Annotated in this window: 15 protein-coding genes; 12 read left to right on the top strand and 3 right to left on the bottom strand. The window is 70.9% G+C overall.

What is annotated here, in order from left to right:
- The first annotated feature begins 14 nt into the window (after positions 1 to 14).
- The gene (gene thrS / locus OG933_RS35245) at positions 15 to 1991 is read left to right on the top strand and encodes a threonine--tRNA ligase (protein ID WP_362529941.1); all 1977 of its coding nucleotides are present in this window, start codon (positions 15 to 17) and stop codon (positions 1989 to 1991) included.
- A 28-nt stretch (positions 1992 to 2019) separates the two neighbouring features.
- Here thrS and OG933_RS35250 read toward each other — a convergent pair whose 3' ends face one another.
- Positions 2020 to 2706, bottom strand: coding sequence for a potassium channel family protein (locus OG933_RS35250; RefSeq protein ID WP_405630918.1), 687 nt, complete (start codon positions 2704 to 2706; stop codon positions 2020 to 2022).
- A 67-nt stretch (positions 2707 to 2773) separates the two neighbouring features.
- Between OG933_RS35250 and OG933_RS35255 the strand changes: the two genes are divergently transcribed.
- Positions 2774 to 3337, top strand: coding sequence for an HIT domain-containing protein (locus OG933_RS35255; RefSeq protein WP_362529948.1), 564 nt, complete (start codon positions 2774 to 2776; stop codon positions 3335 to 3337).
- 228 nt (positions 3338 to 3565) lie between these two features.
- On the opposite strand, the gene OG933_RS35260 is transcribed toward OG933_RS35255, so the two are convergent.
- Positions 3566 to 5227 (bottom strand): hypothetical protein, encoded by a 1662-nt coding sequence (locus tag OG933_RS35260; protein WP_362529951.1) that lies wholly within the window; start codon positions 5225 to 5227, stop codon positions 3566 to 3568.
- Positions 5228 to 5425: 198 nt separating this feature from the next.
- The gene (locus tag OG933_RS35265; RefSeq protein WP_405630921.1) at positions 5426 to 7621 is read right to left on the bottom strand and encodes an elongation factor G-like protein EF-G2; all 2196 of its coding nucleotides are present in this window, start codon (positions 7619 to 7621) and stop codon (positions 5426 to 5428) included.
- A 219-nt stretch (positions 7622 to 7840) separates the two neighbouring features.
- Between OG933_RS35265 and pgsA the strand changes: the two genes are divergently transcribed.
- The 10 genes from pgsA to ruvB all read left to right on the top strand — a co-directional run bounded on the left by pgsA (position 7841) and on the right by ruvB (position 16314).
- Positions 7841 to 8593: a phosphatidylinositol phosphate synthase gene (pgsA, locus tag OG933_RS35270; RefSeq protein WP_362530013.1), complete on the top strand. Its 753-nt coding sequence runs from the start codon at positions 7841 to 7843 to the stop codon at positions 8591 to 8593.
- Positions 8590 to 9507 (top strand): phosphatidylinositol mannoside acyltransferase, encoded by a 918-nt coding sequence (locus OG933_RS35275; protein ID WP_405630923.1) that lies wholly within the window; start codon positions 8590 to 8592, stop codon positions 9505 to 9507. The genes pgsA and OG933_RS35275 overlap by 4 nt, the downstream gene beginning before the upstream one ends.
- A complete protein-coding gene (locus OG933_RS35280) occupies positions 9504 to 10673 on the top strand; it encodes a glycosyltransferase family 4 protein (RefSeq protein ID WP_020128825.1) in 1170 nt (389 codons plus the stop codon). Before OG933_RS35275 ends, OG933_RS35280 begins: the two co-directional genes overlap by 4 nt.
- A 34-nt stretch (positions 10674 to 10707) precedes the next feature.
- Positions 10708 to 11259 (top strand): hypothetical protein, encoded by a 552-nt coding sequence (locus OG933_RS35285; RefSeq protein WP_078615653.1) that lies wholly within the window; start codon positions 10708 to 10710, stop codon positions 11257 to 11259.
- 389 nt (positions 11260 to 11648) lie between these two features.
- Entirely contained in the window at positions 11649 to 12497 is an 849-nt protein-coding gene (gene pdxS, locus OG933_RS35290) for a pyridoxal 5'-phosphate synthase lyase subunit PdxS (protein ID WP_383478231.1), read from the top strand.
- A gap of 8 nt (positions 12498 to 12505) precedes the next feature.
- A complete protein-coding gene (gene pdxT / locus OG933_RS35295) occupies positions 12506 to 13117 on the top strand; it encodes a pyridoxal 5'-phosphate synthase glutaminase subunit PdxT (protein WP_362529964.1) in 612 nt (203 codons plus the stop codon).
- 74 nt (positions 13118 to 13191) lie between these two features.
- The gene (locus OG933_RS35300) at positions 13192 to 13944 is read left to right on the top strand and encodes a YebC/PmpR family DNA-binding transcriptional regulator (RefSeq protein ID WP_028806682.1); all 753 of its coding nucleotides are present in this window, start codon (positions 13192 to 13194) and stop codon (positions 13942 to 13944) included.
- Positions 13945 to 14095: 151 nt separating this feature from the next.
- On the top strand, positions 14096 to 14644 hold the full coding sequence (ruvC, locus tag OG933_RS35305) for a crossover junction endodeoxyribonuclease RuvC (RefSeq protein ID WP_362529967.1): 549 nt from the start codon (positions 14096 to 14098) through the stop codon (positions 14642 to 14644).
- Positions 14641 to 15246 (top strand): Holliday junction branch migration protein RuvA, encoded by a 606-nt coding sequence (ruvA, locus tag OG933_RS35310; protein ID WP_054239499.1) that lies wholly within the window; start codon positions 14641 to 14643, stop codon positions 15244 to 15246. The genes ruvC and ruvA overlap by 4 nt, the downstream gene beginning before the upstream one ends.
- A 9-nt stretch (positions 15247 to 15255) precedes the next feature.
- Positions 15256 to 16314 carry a Holliday junction branch migration DNA helicase RuvB gene (gene ruvB, locus OG933_RS35315; RefSeq protein WP_362529971.1) on the top strand — a complete coding sequence of 353 codons (1059 nt, stop codon included), beginning with the start codon at positions 15256 to 15258 and terminating at the stop codon, positions 16312 to 16314.
- Positions 16315 to 16434: the final 120 nt, after the last annotated feature.

A 16434-nucleotide genomic window follows, 5' to 3' on the forward strand; every position in this document is an offset into this window, starting at 1 on the left:
GTCAGGAGATACCGGTGTCGGACGTCCGTGTGATCATCCAACGCGATTCGGAGCGGGAAGAGCGCACGGTGACGACGGGCACCACGGCCGCCGACCTCTTCGCCGGCGAGCGCTCGATCATCGCCGCGCGTGTGGCCGGCGAGCTCAGGGACCTGTCGTACGTGCTCGCCGACGGCGAGGAGGTCGAGGCCGTCGAGATCTCCTCGACCGACGGTCTGAACATCCTGCGCCACTCCACCGCGCACGTCATGGCCCAGGCCGTGCAGGAGCTCTTCCCCGAGGCCAAGCTGGGCATCGGCCCGCCGGTCAGGGACGGCTTCTACTACGACTTCGACGTCGAGAAGCCGTTCACGCCCGAGGATCTCAAGGCCATCGAGAAGAAGATGCAGGAGATCCAGAAGCGGGGGCAGAGGTTCGCCCGCCGCGTGGTCACCGACGAGGCCGCCCGCGAGGAGCTCGCCGACGAGCCCTACAAGCTGGAGCTCATCGGCATCAAGGGCTCGGCCTCCACCGACGACGGCGCGGACGTCGAGGTCGGCGCCGGCGAGCTGACGATCTACGACAACCTGGACGCCAAGACCGGTGACCTGTGCTGGAAGGACCTCTGCCGCGGTCCCCACCTGCCCACCACCCGCAACATCCCGGCGTTCAAGCTGATGCGCAACGCGGCCGCCTACTGGCGCGGCAGCGAGAAGAACCCCATGCTCCAGCGCATCTACGGCACCGCCTGGCCCTCCAAGGAGGAGCTCAAGGCCCACCTCGACTTCCTCGCCGAGGCCGAGAAGCGCGACCACCGCAAGCTGGGCAGCGAGCTGGACCTCTTCTCCGTCCCGGAGCAGATCGGTTCCGGCCTCGCCGTCTTCCACCCCAAGGGCGGCGTCATCCGCCGGGTCATGGAGGACTACTCGCGCCGCCGCCACGAGGAGGAGGGCTACGAGTTCGTCTACACCCCGCACGCGACGAAGGGGAAGCTCTTCGAGACCTCGGGCCACCTGGACTGGTACGCCGACGGCATGTACCCGCCCATGCAGCTCGACGAGGGCGTGGACTACTACCTCAAGCCCATGAACTGCCCGATGCACAACCTGATCTTCGACGCGCGCGGGCGCTCCTACCGTGAGCTGCCGCTGCGCCTCTTCGAGTTCGGGACCGTGTACCGGTACGAGAAGTCGGGCGTGGTGCACGGCCTGACCCGCGCGCGCGGCTTCACCCAGGACGACGCGCACATCTACTGCACCCGCGAGCAGATGGCTGAGGAGCTCGACAAGACGCTCACCTTCGTCCTCGGCCTGCTGCGCGACTACGGCCTGACCGACTTCTACCTGGAGCTGTCCACCAAGGACCCGGAGAAGTTCGTCGGCTCCGACGAGGTCTGGGAGGAGGCGACCGAGACGCTGCGCCAGGTCGCCGAGAAGCAGGGCCTGCCGCTCGTGCCCGACCCGGGTGGCGCCGCCTTCTACGGCCCCAAGATCTCCGTCCAGACGAAGGACGCCATCGGCCGCACCTGGCAGATGTCGACCGTCCAGCTCGACTTCAACCTGCCGGAGCGCTTCGACCTCGAGTACACCGGCCCCGACGGCTCGAAGCAGCGCCCGGTGATGATCCACCGTGCCCTCTTCGGTTCGATCGAGCGGTTCTTCGCGGTGCTCCTGGAGCACTACGCGGGCGCCTTCCCGGCGTGGCTGGCCCCCGTCCAGGCGATCGGCATCCCGATCGGCGACGGGCACGTGGAGTACCTGGAGAAGTTCGCCGCGGCCGCGAAGAAGCGGGGCCTGCGGGTGGAGGTGGACTCCTCCTCCGACCGGATGCAGAAGAAGATCCGCAACGCCCAGAAGCAGAAGGTGCCCTTCATGGTCATCGCGGGCGACGAGGACATGTCGGCGGGCTCGGTCTCCTTCCGCTACCGCGACGGCTCGCAGGAGAACGGCATCCCGTTCGACGAGGCCATCGCCAAGATCGCGAAGGTCGTCGAGGAGCGGGCGCAGGTCTGACCCTGTCGTGCGCGGGCCCCCGGGGAGTTCATCTCTCCGGGGGCCCTTCGCCGTGCCGGGTGTCCTGGGTGTCCTGGGTGTCGCCCTCCTGCGAGAACACCTGGATCAGCCACGACGAGAACGACCCGGTCACCGCACCCAGCAGCGCCAGCCCGCACGCCATCATGCCGACCGCGATCAGCCGGCCTCCCGTGGTGACCGGGGTGACATCGCCGTAGCCGACCGTGGTGAGCGTCTCGCAGGTCCACCAGAGGGCGTCGCCGAAGGTCTTCATGTTCGCGCCCGGCGCCCCGCGTTCCTGGTCGTAGACCGCGAGCGCGCCGGCGAAGCCGAGTAGTCCCGTGGACAGCCCGGCGTAGGTGATCACGCGCGCGTGCAGCGAGAACCGGGGCTCCCCGTGCCGGCGCTGCACGGCCTCGTAGAGCTTGACGATCCGCAGCGGGCGCAGCAGGGGGAGCAGGACGACCAGTCCGTCCAGCCAGTGGGTGCGCACGAAGCGCAGCCGCTCTCCGCTGAGCCGCCAGCGCACCGCGTAGTCCACGCCGAACATCGCCCACGCGATCAGCATCACGGCGAAGGAGAGGTCCCGCCAGCCGTCCGTGATGTGCTGGGCGAGGACGTGGATGGCGTACCCGATGAGGAAGGCCAGGGAGGCCAGCGCGAGGGGGACCTCGGTGCTCTGCTCCCAGCGGGCCAGACGGCTGTCTTCGTCCATCGGCCAAGCTTGGCCCGCGAGGCTTTTCCCGCAGCCCCGCCGACACGCCGCGAATGGGCGAAGCAATATGCTGCCTTGCATGACGAGTGAGCCGGAACAGCAGATCGGAGTGGGCACGCAGGACGCGTTCCAGCGTCTGTGGACGCCCCACCGGATGGCCTACATCCAGGGTGAGAACAAGCCGACCGGTCCGGGTGCCGACGACGGCTGTCCCTTCTGCTCGATCCCGGCCAAATCCGATGAGGACGGGCTGGTCGTCCGACGTGGTGAGCACGTGTACGCGGTGCTGAACCTGTACCCCTACAACGGCGGCCACCTGATGACCGTCCCCTACCGGCATGTCGCCGACTACACCGATCTCACGGTGCCGGAGACCGCCGAGCTCGCGGAGCTGACGAAGCAGGCGATGACGGCTCTGCGCCACGCGTCCGGCGCGCACGGCTTCAACATCGGCATGAACCAGGGAACCGTCGCGGGCGCCGGCATCGCCGCCCACCTGCACCAGCACATCGTGCCCCGCTGGGGCGGGGACACGAACTTCATGCCGGTCGTGGGCCACACACGCGTACTCCCGCAACTCCTGGCAGACACGAGAAAAATGCTGGCAGAGGCCTGGCCGACACCGGCCTAGATCCTCGGCGGTGACTTCCGGGCCGACAGGGAACAGGGAACTGTCCGGCCCGGCTCGGTCATCCCAGCCCGTCCGGCGGCTGTCCGGCCCGGCCAGGTCATTCCAGCCCGTCCGGCGTTTGAGGACGAGGCCGTCCAGGCCGAAAGCGGGGGTCTGGGGGCGCAGCCCCCAGGGACCAGGGACCGGCACCCCAGGACACCCGCACGATTCCGGCCGACCGCCGGAGGCCTACGCGTCGTAGCTGTCGGCCTTACGCGGTGACACGTCCTGGACCGCACCGCTGAGAGCCGACGAGCGCGAGCTGAACTTGTCGATGTCCACGTCGTGTTCCTTGAGCACCTTGATCGCGGAGGTGTGCACCACGCGCAGCACCGGCGTGGCCGCGCGCAGCGCGTCGTCGGCCATGAAGCGGTGCCGCCAGGGCTGGTCGGCCCAGGCGTGCCGCAGACCGAAGGGCTCGGGCAGGCCGATCGAACCGCCGAGCCACTTCAGCAGCGGCGGATACCAGCTGATCGTCGCCCGCGCGGCCAGCCGGACCACCTCGTCTGCGGTGACCAGCGGGAGCTTGACCGTGCGCGTCTCCCAGAACCGGACGCTCTTGGCGACCTCCTTGGTGGGGGCCTCGGACTTCGTGGTGAACAGGCCGTTCACGGGGCCCAGGGCGTGGCCGGTGACCTCGATGCGCAGCGTCTCGTGCAGCACGGTCACCGTGATCAGCATGGTGATGATCAACTGGCCGTCCCAGAGGGGCCACTGCACGCCCAGGTAGTGCCGGTCGCCGCCGCCGAACTGCTGGTTGTTGCAGATGTCCTCTATGGCCCTCGGCTTGACCTGGTACGCCTCGACGTCGGTGCCCTCCGGCCGGGCGACCGCCTTGGCGTTCTCACCGACCGGGGTGACGATCCAGTGCCGGACCGAGGGCGGCGGGAAGCCGCCGGTCTTCAGGCTCTGTCGGGGCAGCAGCTTCAGCTGGTCGTGGATGGCCCGCACGACCGTCCAGCTGCGGAACTCGTGGACGCCCTTCACGGGGTCGAGCGGTGTCAGCTCCTCGGCGAGGTGCCAGGCGCCCCAGCGCGTGCCCATGCCGAGTATGCCCTTGGGGCCGGCGTAGAAGACCGAGTTGGACTGCTGTTCGGCGCTGAGCCGGGCCAGGGACTGGCGCAGCTGCTCGGCCGCCGTCTGGTTCGGGCTGGTCGGCACGGCCTCGGGGACCTTGGCGCCGACGCTGCTGCCGGCCAGCAGGCCGTCCCAGCGCTGGCGCAGGTCCGTCGCGGTGCTCTCGCAGATCCGCTTGGCCAGGAACCAGCCGGCCACGGGTGCCACGACGCACCCGCGCGCGTACCAGCCCACGAGACCGCCGAACGGCATCTTGACCAGGAAGAGCACGGCGAGGGCGCCCACCGCGACGAGCAGACCGGTGCCGACGCCGGAGACCCGCTTGTTGTCCAGCTTCCCCATGGTCGCCCGCAGTTGGAAGACCAGCAGCCACACCAGCAGCCCGGGCAGGAAGAGCACACCGCACAGCAGCATCACGCCGGTCAGCTTCTGGTCGCGCTCGCGCCGGATGCGGTTGGCCGCGAGGCAGTGCTCGACGACGGCCTGCGGCTCACTGCCGAAGGACTGGATGAGCGGCTTGCGGCCGACCCCCAGCATGCGGTCGATCACCGCCTGGGAGAACGCCTCGCCGAGGTTGGGCCGGAAGATCTTGGCCCAGCTGCGGCCGGGATTGACCGCCGTCTGGTGCCACTCGTTGTCGGCCTTCTTGATGTCCTCGACCGGGTTGTCCCGGTAGGCCGCCGAGGCCAGGGCGAAGGTCGGTGTCTGCCCGCCGTCCCCCGTCTGCGGCACCTGTGGTCCGAAGATGTCCGCGTAACCGCTGTCAACGGTCATTCCCGCCCCCGATCGCCGCCGCTCCCGCTTCTGCGGCTTTCCCGACTTCCGTACTTCGCACACCTGTTGATCAGGTCATCAGCGTATCCGCAGGCGGCGACATCCGTCGGCGGACGGCCGAAGCCGCCCGCCGAATCGGAGGGAAACGTTCCACTACGGTGCCCCGCCGGCCACTTGAGGGCCGGCGGGCATCAACCGTCAGCCGCTCTGCGCCTGTTGGCGGACCTTCTCGGCGACCTGTGCCGGCATCGGCTCGTGCCGGGCGTACGCCCGCTGGAAACGCGCCGTGCCGTGGGAGAGGGAGCGCAGGTCGACCGCGTACCGGCCGATCTCGATCTCGGGCACCTCGGCCCTGACGAGGGTGCGCCCGCCGCCGGTCTGCTCGGTGCCCAGCACCCGCCCGCGCCGCCCCGACAGATCGCTCATCACGGAGCCCACGTACGCGTCGCCGACCAGGACGGTCACCTCGGCCACCGGCTCCAGCAGATGGATCCGCGCCTCGGCCGCCGCCTCCCGCAGCGCCAGCGCGCCGGCCGTCTGGAAGGCGGCGTCGGAGGAGTCCACCGAGTGCGCCTTGCCGTCGAGCAGGGTGATCCGGATGTCGACCAGTGGATGCCCGGCCTCCACCCCCTTGGCCGCCTGTGCCCGTACGCCCTTCTCGACGGACGGGATGAACTGCCGGGGCACCGCGCCGCCGACGACCTTGTCCACGAACTCGATGCCCGTGCCGCCCGGCAGCGGTTCCACCTCGATCTCGCAGATGGCGTACTGGCCGTGTCCGCCGGACTGTTTGACGTGCCGTCCGCGCCCGCCGGACTTCGCGGCGAACGTCTCCCGGAGGGGGACCTTGTGCGGGACGACGTCGACCTGGACCCCGTAGCGGGAGCGCAGCCGCTCCAGGGCCACGTCCGAGTGAGCCTCGCCCAGGCACCACAGGACCACCTGGTGGGTCTGCTGGTTCTGTTCCAGGCGCATCGTCGGGTCCTCGGCGACCAGCCGGCCGAGGCCCTGCGAGAGCTTGTCCTCGTCGGCCTTGCTGTGTGCCTGGATGGCGAGGGGCAGCAGCGGGTCGGGCATCTGCCAGGGCTCCATGAGGAGCGGGTCGCCCTTGGCGGACAGGGTGTCGCCGGTCTCCGCGCGGCCGAGTTTCGCCACACACGCGAGGTCGCCCGCGATGCAGTGCGTCAGGTTCCGCTGCTGTTTGCCGAACGGCGCGGACAGGGCGCCGATGCGTTCGTCGACGTCGTGGTCCTCGTGGCCGCGGTCGGCGAGCCCGTGCCCCGAGACATGGACGGTCTCGTCGGGGTGCAGGGTGCCGGAGAAGACCCGGACCAGCGAGACACGGCCCACGTAGGGGTCGGACGAGGTCTTCACGACCTCCGCGACCAGAGGTCCGTCCGGATCGCACGCGGTCAGCTCGCGGGGCTCGCCGTCGATCGTCGTCACGCGGGGCGCCGGGCGTTCCAGGGGCGTCGGGAAGCCCCTGGTGACCAGTTCCAGCAGCTCCACCGTGCCGAGGCCCTGCCGGGCGCCCTCGGCGGCGGGGGCGGCCGCGAGGACGGGGAAGAACGTGCCGCGCGCGACGGCCCGCTCCAGGTCCTCGATCAGCGTCTTGACGTCGATCTGCTCGCCGCCGAGATAGCGGTCCATGAGGGTCTCGTCCTCGCTCTCGGCGATGATCCCCTCGATCAGCCGGTTGCGGGCCGTCTCGATGTCCGGCAGCTGGTCCTCGCCCGGCTCGGACTCCTTGCGTTCGCCGGTGGAGTAGTCGAACAGCTTCCGGGACAGCAGCCCGGTCAGTCCGGTCACGGGCGCGTGCCCGTCGGGCCCCTCGGGCCCGTGCAACGGCAGGTAGAGCGGCAGGACCGCGTCCGGGTCGTCGCCGCCGAAGGCCTCCGCGCAGATCCGCGTCATCTCCTCGAAGTCCGCGCGGGCGGCCTCCAGGTGGGTGACGACGATCGCGCGGGGCATGCCGACGGCCGCGCACTCCTCCCACACCATCCGGGTCGAGCCGTCCACGCCGTCCGACGCCGAGACGACGAAGAGGGCCGCGTCCGCGGCGCGCAGACCGGCCCTGAGTTCTCCGACGAAGTCGGCGTATCCGGGGGTGTCGAGGACGTTGACCTTGATGCCGTCCCATTCCACGGGCACCAGGGAGAGCTGTACCGAGCGCTGCTGCCGGTGCTCGATCTCGTCGTAGTCGGAGACGGTGCCGCCGTCCTCCACGCGGCCCGCCCGGTTCACCGCTCCCGCCGTCAGCGCGAGAGCCTCCACCAATGTCGTCTTGCCCGATCCGCAGTGGCCGACCAGCACCACATTCCGTACGGACGCGGGGTGGTCGGCCGCTGTAGCCCTGCCGGCGGCTCCGGGACGTGCATTCGCCTTGTCGCCCATTTTCCTTGCCTCCCGAACACGGTGAGGTCACTGGGGGCGCGGGCACGGCGGCCCCGCGTGCGATGGCGGCTCCGGCGACGCCCGCGGTCCTTCGAGCTTTCCACTCCCGTCACGGCGCGTCCATACGGCGGACGCGACGCGGCCGTGACCCGGATGCCGTCGGGCCGGGACACGGGGGTCCGGGTGCCCGACCGTCGCACACACGCGCGCGTGGCTACGATGGGCCAGCCGGCGGCCAGCAGGGGCCGCGCGGCGACACCGACCCTCGGGAAGGCCATGCTGAACAAGTACGCGCGTGCATTCTTCACGCGTGTCCTCACACCGTTCGCCGCGTTTCTCATCCGCCGGGGTGTGAGCCCCGACACGGTCACGCTCCTCGGTACGGCCGGCGTGATCGCGGGCGCGCTGGTCTTCTACCCCAGGGGAGAGTTCTTCTGGGGCACGATCGTGATCACGCTCTTCGTCTTCTCCGACCTGGTCGACGGCAACATGGCCCGCCAGCTCGGCCGGACCAGCCGCTGGGGCGCCTTCCTGGACTCCACGCTCGACCGGGTCGCCGACGGCGCGATCTTCGGCGGCTTCGCGCTCTGGTACGCGGGCAACGGCGACGACAACGTCCTGTGCGCCGTCTCGATCTTCTGCCTGACCAGCGGCCAGGTGGTGTCGTACACGAAGGCCCGGGGCGAGTCGATCGGTCTGCCGGTCGCCGTCAACGGGCTCGTGGAGCGCGCCGAGCGCCTGGTGATCTCCCTGGTCGCGGCCGGCCTGGCGGGTCTGCACACGTTCGGCGTGCCCGGCATCCAGGTGCTGCTGCCGATCGCGCTGTGGATCGTCGCCGTCGGCAGCCTCGTCACGCTGATCCAGCGGGTCGTCACGGTCCGGCGCGAGTCGGCCGAGGCGGAGGCCGCCGCGGGCCAGGAGACACCTGAGTCCCAGGGACACGAGGCGCAGGGGAGCGAGGCCGCGAAGTGAGCGCCCAGGAGCGCCTGGCCGACGCGCTGTACGGCCTCGGCTGGAGCACCGTCAAGAAGCTCCCCGAGCCCGTCGCCGTACGGCTCGGCCGCACCGTCGCCGACCTCGCCTGGAAGCGGCGCGGCAAGGGAGTGCGACGGCTGGAGAGCAACTACGCGCGCGTGGTGCCGGGCGCGAGCCCCGAGCGCCTGGCCGAGCTCTCACGCGCGGGGATGCGCTCCTATCTGCGGTACTGGATGGAGTCCTTCCGGCTGCCGGCCTGGAGCGCCGAGCGCATCAGCAACGGCTTCACCGCCAAGGACGTACACCACCTGACCGACGGGATCGCCTCCGACCGGGGCGTCATCCTGGCCCTGCCCCACATGGCCAACTGGGACCTCGCCGGCGCCTGGGTCACCACCGAGCTGCGGACGCCCTTCACCACGGTCGCCGAGCGTCTCAGGCCGGAGACGCTGTACGACCGGTTCGTCGCCTACCGGGAGGGCCTCGGCATGGAGGTGCTGCCGCACAGCGGCGGCAGCGCCTTCGGCACCCTGGCGAGGCGCCTGCGCGACGGCGGGCTGGTCTGCCTGGTCGCCGAGCGCGACCTGTCCGCCTCCGGGGTCGAGGTGGACTTCTTCGGGGACACCGCCACGATGCCCGCCGGACCCGCCCTGCTCGCCCAGCAGACCGGCGCGCTGCTGCTCCCCGTCACCCTCTGGTACGACGACACGCCCGTCATGCGGGGCCGGGTGCATCCCCCGGTCGAGGTACCCGAGTCAGGTACGCGGGCCGAGAAGACGTCTGTCATGACACAGTCGCTGGCAGACGCCTTCGCCACCGGCATCGCCGACCACCCGGAGGACTGGCACATGTTGCAGCGGTTGTGGCTCGCGGATCTGGAACCCCGCCCGTCGGACGGGGACCTCGCGTGAGAATCGGCATCGTCTGCCCGTACTCCTGGGATGTGCCGGGCGGCGTCCAGTTCCACATCCGCGACCTCGCCGAGTACTTCATCCGGCTCGGTCACGAGGTGTCCGTCCTGGCCCCGGCCGACGACGACACCCCCCTGCCGCCGTACGTCGTCTCGGCCGGCCGAGCCGTCCCGGTGCCGTACAACGGCTCGGTGGCACGCCTCAACTTCGGTTTCCTGTCCGCCGCGCGCGTGCGCCGCTGGCTGCACGACGGCGCGTTCGACGTCGTCCACATCCACGAGCCGACCTCGCCGTCGCTCGGCCTGCTGACCTGCTGGGCGGCCTCGGGCCCGATCGTGGCCACCTTCCACACGTCCAACCCGCGCTCGCGCGCCATGATCGCCGCGTACTCCATCCTCCAGGCCGCCCTGGAGAAGATCAGCGCGCGGATCGCGGTCAGCGAGTACGCCCGGCGCACGCTGGTGGAGCACCTCGGCGGGGACGCGGTCGTCATCCCCAACGGCGTCGACGTCGACTTCTTCGCCGGGGCCGAGCCCAACCCCGAGTGGCAGGGCGACACGATCGGCTTCGTCGGGCGCATCGACGAGCCCCGCAAGGGCCTGCCCGTGCTGATGCGCGCGCTGCCGAAGATCTTCGCCGAGCGCCCGGACGCCCGGCTGCTGGTCGCCGGCCGCGGCGACGAGAAGGAGGCGGTGGAGAGCCTGCCCAAGGAGCTGCACGCGCGCGTGGAGTTCCTCGGCATGATCAGCGACGAGGACAAGGCGCGCTTCCTGCGCAGCGTCGACCTGTACGTCGCCCCCAACACCGGCGGTGAGAGCTTCGGCATCATCCTCGTCGAGGCCATGTCGGCCGGGGCACCGGTGCTCGCCTCGGACCTGGACGCCTTCGCCCAGGTCCTCGACCAGGGAGCGGCCGGCGAGCTGTTCGCCAACGAGGACGCGGACGCCCTGGCCGAGGCGGCGGTACGGCTCCTGGGCGACCCGGAGCGCAGAGGCGAGCTGCGGGAGCGGGGCAGCGCGCACGTACGGCGCTTCGACTGGTCGACCGTCGGCGCGGACATCCTGTCGGTGTACGAGACGGTGACGGCCGGCGCGGCGGCGGTGGCGGCCGACGACGACCGTGGATCGCCGGGTCTGCGGGCCCGGCTCGGACTGGCGCGGGACTGACCCCGCCCCGCCGGCGTGAAGGTCACGGGTAGCCTTGCCGCCCGTGACCGCAACCCTGATCTGGACCCTGGTCGTCCTCGTCGCGATCGGCCTGTACCTGAGCTGGACGGCGGGACGGCTGGACCGGCTGCACGCCCGCATCGACGCCGCCCGCGCGGCGCTGGACGCACAGCTGCTGCGCCGGGCGTCCGTGGCCCAGGAGCTGGCCACCTCCAAGGTGCTCGACCCCGCCGCCTCGATCGTCCTGTACGAGGCCGCGCACGCGGCGCGGCAGGCCGAGGAGGAGCAGCGGGAGGTCGCCGAGAGCGACCTCAGCCAGGCCCTGCGGGCCGTCTTCGCTGACGCGCGGCAGCTGGACGTCGTACGCGAGGCGCCCGGGGGAGACGCGGCGGCCCGTGAGCTCACCGAGGCCGCACGCCGGGTCCCCATGGCCCGCCGCTTCCACAACGACGCCGTGGGCGCGGTCCGCAGGCTGCGCCAGCACCGCAAGGTCCGCTGGTTCCGGCTGGCCGGCCACGCCCCGTTCCCGATGGCGTTCGAGATGGACGACGAACCGCCGCCCGCCCTCGCGGACCGCGCGGCCTGAGCCGAGGCTCCGCGACCCGCGACGACGTGTTCCCCGGCCCCCTGGTCCTCGACGAGTCCCGCTTCACCGAGGTGGACGAGGCATGGGTGCCGGTGCCGGTGCTGACGCCCGACGGGCCCGGGTTTACTGGTCTGGGAGAACTCCGACCAGGGAGAGCGGCGCGACCCGGATTGCCGGCCGCCGAGGTCGGTCCGTGGGGCCGGTGCGGGCCACATGATCCACCAAAAGGATCCACGGGCTTTCCATTGGCCCTTGCTGTGGACTGGTCCACTCGCGTTTCCTCGTTGCTGCCGAAGCCCCCCTTTTCCGACGAGTGAGGTCACCCCGTGTCCAGCACGATCTCCGAAAACCAGACCCCCGAGACCGGCACCGCGCGCGTGAAGCGCGGTATGGCCGAGCAGCTCAAGGGCGGCGTGATCATGGACGTGGTCAACGCCGAGCAGGCGAAGATCGCCGAGGACGCCGGCGCCGTGGCCGTCATGGCGCTGGAGCGGGTCCCGGCCGACATCCGCAAGGACGGCGGCGTGGCCCGGATGTCGGACCCCAACATGATCGAGGAGATCATCGAGGCGGTCTCCATCCCCGTGATGGCCAAGTCCCGCATCGGCCACTTCGTCGAGGCCCAGGTCCTGCAGTCGCTCGGCGTCGACTACATCGACGAGTCCGAGGTCCTCACCCCGGCCGACGAGGTCAACCACTCCGACAAGTTCGCGTTCACCACCCCCTTCGTCTGCGGCGCCACCAACCTGGGCGAGGCCCTGCGCCGTATCGCCGAGGGTGCGGCCATGATCCGCTCCAAGGGCGAGGCCGGCACCGGCAACGTCGTCGAGGCCGTCCGTCACCTGCGCCAGATCAAGAACGAGATCGCCCGGCTGCGCGGCTTCGACAACAACGAGCTGTACGCCGCCGCCAAGGACCTGCGCGCCCCGTACGAGCTGGTCAAGGAGGTCGCCGAGCTCGGCAAGCTCCCCGTCGTGCTGTTCTCCGCCGGTGGTGTCGCGACCCCGGCCGACGCCGCGCTGATGCGCCAGCTCGGCGCCGAGGGCGTCTTCGTCGGCTCCGGCATCTTCAAGTCCGGCGACCCGGCCAAGCGCGCCGCCGCCATCGTGAAGGCCACCACCTTCTACGACGACCCGAAGATCATCGCGGATGCCTCCCGCAACCTGGGCGAGGCCATGGTCGGCATCAACTGCGACACCCTGCCCGAGGCCGAGCGCTACGCCAACCGCGGCTGGTAATCACTCCCATGAGCCACGAAGCCCCCGTCATAGGTGTCCTGGCACTCCAGGGCGACGTCCGGGAGCACCTCATCGCCCTGGCCGCGGCCGACGCCGTGGCCAGGCCGGTGCGGCGCCCCGAGGAACTCGCCGAGGTCGACGGTCTCGTCATCCCCGGCGGTGAGTCGACCACCATCTCCAAGCTGGCCGTCCTCTTCGGCGTGATGGAGCCCCTCCGCGCGCGCGTGCGGGCCGGAATGCCCGTCTACGGAACCTGCGCGGGCATGATCCTGCTCGCCGACAAGATCCTCGACCCGCGCTCGGGCCAGGAGACCGTCGGCGGCATCGACATGATCGTGCGCCGTAACGCGTTCGGGCGGCAGAACGAGTCCTTCGAGGCCGCCCTCGACGTGAACGGCATCGCGGGCGATCCGGTGGAGGGCGTGTTCATCCGCGCGCCCTGGGTCGAGTCCGTCGGTGCCGAGGCCGAGGTGCTGGCCGAGCACGAGGGCCACATCGTCGCCGTCCGCCAGGGCAGCGCGCTCGCCACCTCGTTCCACCCGGAACTGACCGGTGACCACCGTGTGCACGCCCTGTTCGTCGACATGGTGCGCGCGAACCGGGCGGCGGCGTCCTTGTAGGATCTGGGGGTCCCCTCAGGCTCCGCAGGCCCGGGGAGTTCGTCCAGGTTGGGTTACGCGAAGGAGACAGGCAGATGTCCGGCCACTCTAAATGGGCTACGACGAAGCACAAGAAGGCCGTGATCGACGCCAAGCGCGGCAAGCTCTTCGCGAAGATGATCAAGAACATCGAAGTCGCGGCCCGTACCGGTGGCGCGGACGTGTCCGGCAACCCGACGCTGTTCGACGCCATCCAGAAGGCCAAGAAGAGCTCGGTCCCGAACAAGAACATCGACTCCGCGGTGAAGCGCGGCGCCGGTCTCGAGGCCGGTGGCGCCGACTACGAGACGATCATGTACGAGGGCTACGGCCCGAACGGCGTCGCGGTGCTCATCGAGTGCCTCACCGACAACCGCAACCGCGCCGCCTCCGACGTCCGCGTCGCCATGACCCGCAACGGCGGTTCCATGGCCGACCCGGGTTCGGTGTCGTACCTCTTCAACCGCAAGGGCGTCGTCATCGTCCCCAAGGGTGAGCTGGCCGAGGACGACGTCCTCGGTGCCGTGCTCGACGCGGGCGCCGAAGAGGTCAACGACCTCGGTGAGACCTTCGAGGTCCTGTCCGAGGCCACCGACCTGGTCGCGGTGCGCACCGCGCTCCAGGAGGCCGGCATCGACTACGACTCCGCCGAGGCCAACTTCGTCCCGACCATGCAGGTCGAGCTCGACGAGGACGGCGCGCGGAAGATCTTCAAGCTGATCGACGCGCTCGAGGACAGCGACGACGTGCAGAACGTCTTCGCCAACTTCGACGTCAGCGACGAGGTCATGGAGAAGGTCGACGCGTAGCGTCGCCGCGAGCTGAGCGGATCCGTCGGGCCGGTGGGACACGTCCTACCGGCCCGACGTCGTTGTCGGTGGCAGCGGATAGCCTGGCGGGCGTCAGAGATCACCGTCCACGGACCGCAGCGGCGGTCCGGCCGCGAAGAGGGGAAGGCCCGTGCGGGTATTGGGGGTGGACCCCGGACTGACGCGATGCGGCGTCGGTGTCGTCGAGGGGGTCGCGGGCCGGCCGCTCACCATGCTCGGCGTGGGTGTCGTACGCACGTCCGCGGACGCCGAGTTGGGGCAGCGCCTCGTCGGCATCGAACAGGGCATCGAGCGGTGGCTCGACGAATACCGCCCCGAATTCGTCGCCGTGGAGCGGGTGTTCAGCCAGCACAACGTCAGCACGGTCATGGGCACCGCCCAGGCCAGCGCCGTCGCCATGCTCTGCGCCGCCCGCCGCGGCATCCCCGTCGCCCTGCACACCCCGAGCGAGGTCAAGGCCGCCGTCACCGGCAGCGGACGCGCGGACAAGGCCCAGATCGGCGCGATGGTCACGCGCCTGCTGCGGCTCGACGCGCCGCCCAAGCCCGCCGACGCCGCCGACGCCCTCGCGCTCGCCATCTGCCACATCTGGCGCGGCCCCGCGCAGAACCGGCTCCAGCGGGCCGTCGCCCTGCACACGGCCACCGCACAGACGACTCCGAAAGGCCGTACGGCATGATCGCCTTCGTCAGCGGCACCGTCGCCGCCCTCGCTCCCGACACCGCCGTGGTCGAGGTGGGTGGCGTGGGCATGGCCATCCAGTGCTCGCCGAACACGCTGTCCACGCTCCGGCTCGGCCGGCCGGCCAAGCTCGCCACCTCCCTCGTCGTACGGGAGGACTCGCTGACCCTGTACGGCTTCGTGGACGACGACGAGCGCCAGGTCTTCGAGCTGCTCCAGACGGCGAGCGGGGTCGGCCCCCGGCTGGCCCAGGCCATGCTGGCGGTGCACGCCCCGGACACCCTGCGCCGCGCGGTGGCCACGGGCGACGAGAAGGCCCTCATCGCGGTGCCGGGCATCGGCAAGAAGGGCGCCCAGAAGCTGTTGCTGGAACTGAAGGACCGCCTGGGCGAGCCGCTCGGCGCCCCCGTGGTCGGCGCCCCGGTCACCAGCGGCTGGCGCGACCAGCTGCACGCCGCCCTGATCGGCCTCGGCTACGCGACCCGCGAGGCCGACGAGGCGGTCGCCGCCGTGACCCCGCAGGCCGAGGCCGCGGACGGCGCACCCCAGGTGGGCCACCTCCTGAAGGCCGCCCTTCAGACCCTGAACCGCGCCCGCTAGGAGACGTCAGTGAACTGGGACGACACGACCGAAGACACCGCCCCGGAGCGGTTGGTCGGCTCTGTCGCCGACCGTGAGGACCAGGCCGTCGAGGCCGCGCTGCGCCCCAAGGACCTGGGCGAGTTCATCGGCCAGGAGAAGGTCCGCGAACAGCTCGACCTCGTCCTGCGCGCCGCACGCGCGCGTGGCGCCACCGCCGACCATGTGCTGCTCTCCGGCGCCCCGGGCCTCGGCAAGACCACCCTCTCGATGATCATCGCCGCCGAGATGGGCGCCCCGATCCGCATCACCAGCGGCCCCGCCATCCAGCACGCGGGCGACCTCGCGGCGATCCTCTCCTCCCTCCAGGAGGGCGAGGTCCTCTTCCTCGACGAGATCCACCGCATGTCGCGGCCCGCCGAGGAGATGCTCTACATGGCGATGGAGGACTTCCGCGTCGACGTCATCGTCGGCAAGGGCCCCGGCGCCACCGCCATCCCGCTCGAGCTGCCCCCGTTCACGCTGGTCGGCGCCACCACGCGCGCGGGGCTGCTGCCGCCCCCGCTGCGCGACCGCTTCGGTTTCACGGCGCACATGGAGTTCTACGAGCCCGCCGAACTGCAGCGCGTCATCCACCGCTCCGCTGACCTCCTCGACGTGGAGATCGACACCGCCGGCGCCGCCGAGATCGCCGGCCGCTCCCGCGGAACCCCCCGGATCGCCAACCGCCTGCTGCGCCGCGTACGCGACTACGCGCAGGTCAAGGCCGACGGGAGGATCACCCGCGTGATCGCGGAGGCCGCCCTGAAGGTCTACGAGGTGGACGGCCGCGGCCTGGACCGTCTCGACCGCGGGGTCCTGGAGGCCCTGCTGAAGCTGTTCGGCGGCGGCCCGGTCGGTCTGTCCACGCTCGCCGTGGCGGTGGGGGAGGAGCGTGAGACCGTGGAGGAGGTGGCCGAGCCCTTCCTGGTGAGGGAGGGACTGCTCGCCCGCACCCCGCGAGGGCGGGTGGCGACCCCGGCCGCTTGGGCGCACCTCGGCCTCACCCCGGCTCAGGGAAGTGGACAACAGGACCTGTTCGGGGCGTGAGGCGGAGGACTGCGGCGGAGGTGTTGGCCGGGTCAGGAACCCAGGTGCCATGCTGAGCGTTGTTCCATGCGCGCGGACTCGCTTAGACTCCGCCGATGCCGCCGTTGTCGGCAGCACACA

Origin of the sequence: Streptomyces sp. NBC_00016 (assembly GCF_045040885.1) — a bacterium.
Taxonomy (GTDB): domain Bacteria; phylum Actinomycetota; class Actinomycetes; order Streptomycetales; family Streptomycetaceae; genus Streptomyces; species Streptomyces coriariae.

What these genes read in the sequence shown, in the direction of transcription:
- OG933_RS35255 (WP_362529948.1), top strand. Translation starts at nt 2,774, where the DNA reads ATGCTGCCTTGCATGACGAGTGAGCCGGAACAGCAGATCGGAGTGGGC.
- OG933_RS35250 (WP_405630918.1), bottom strand. Translation starts at nt 2,706, where the DNA reads ATGGACGAAGACAGCCGTCTGGCCCGCTGGGAGCAGAGCACCGAGGTC.
- OG933_RS35300 (WP_028806682.1), top strand. Translation starts at nt 13,192, where the DNA reads ATGTCCGGCCACTCTAAATGGGCTACGACGAAGCACAAGAAGGCCGTG.
- pgsA (WP_362530013.1), top strand. Translation starts at nt 7,841, where the DNA reads ATGGGCCAGCCGGCGGCCAGCAGGGGCCGCGCGGCGACACCGACCCTC.
- pdxT (WP_362529964.1), top strand. Translation starts at nt 12,506, where the DNA reads ATGAGCCACGAAGCCCCCGTCATAGGTGTCCTGGCACTCCAGGGCGAC.
- OG933_RS35265 (WP_405630921.1), bottom strand. Translation starts at nt 7,621, where the DNA reads ATGGGCGACAAGGCGAATGCACGTCCCGGAGCCGCCGGCAGGGCTACA.
- OG933_RS35260 (WP_362529951.1), bottom strand. Translation starts at nt 5,227, where the DNA reads ATGACCGTTGACAGCGGTTACGCGGACATCTTCGGACCACAGGTGCCG.
- ruvA (WP_054239499.1), top strand. Translation starts at nt 14,641, where the DNA reads ATGATCGCCTTCGTCAGCGGCACCGTCGCCGCCCTCGCTCCCGACACC.
- pdxS (WP_383478231.1), top strand. Translation starts at nt 11,649, where the DNA reads ATGGCCGAGCAGCTCAAGGGCGGCGTGATCATGGACGTGGTCAACGCC.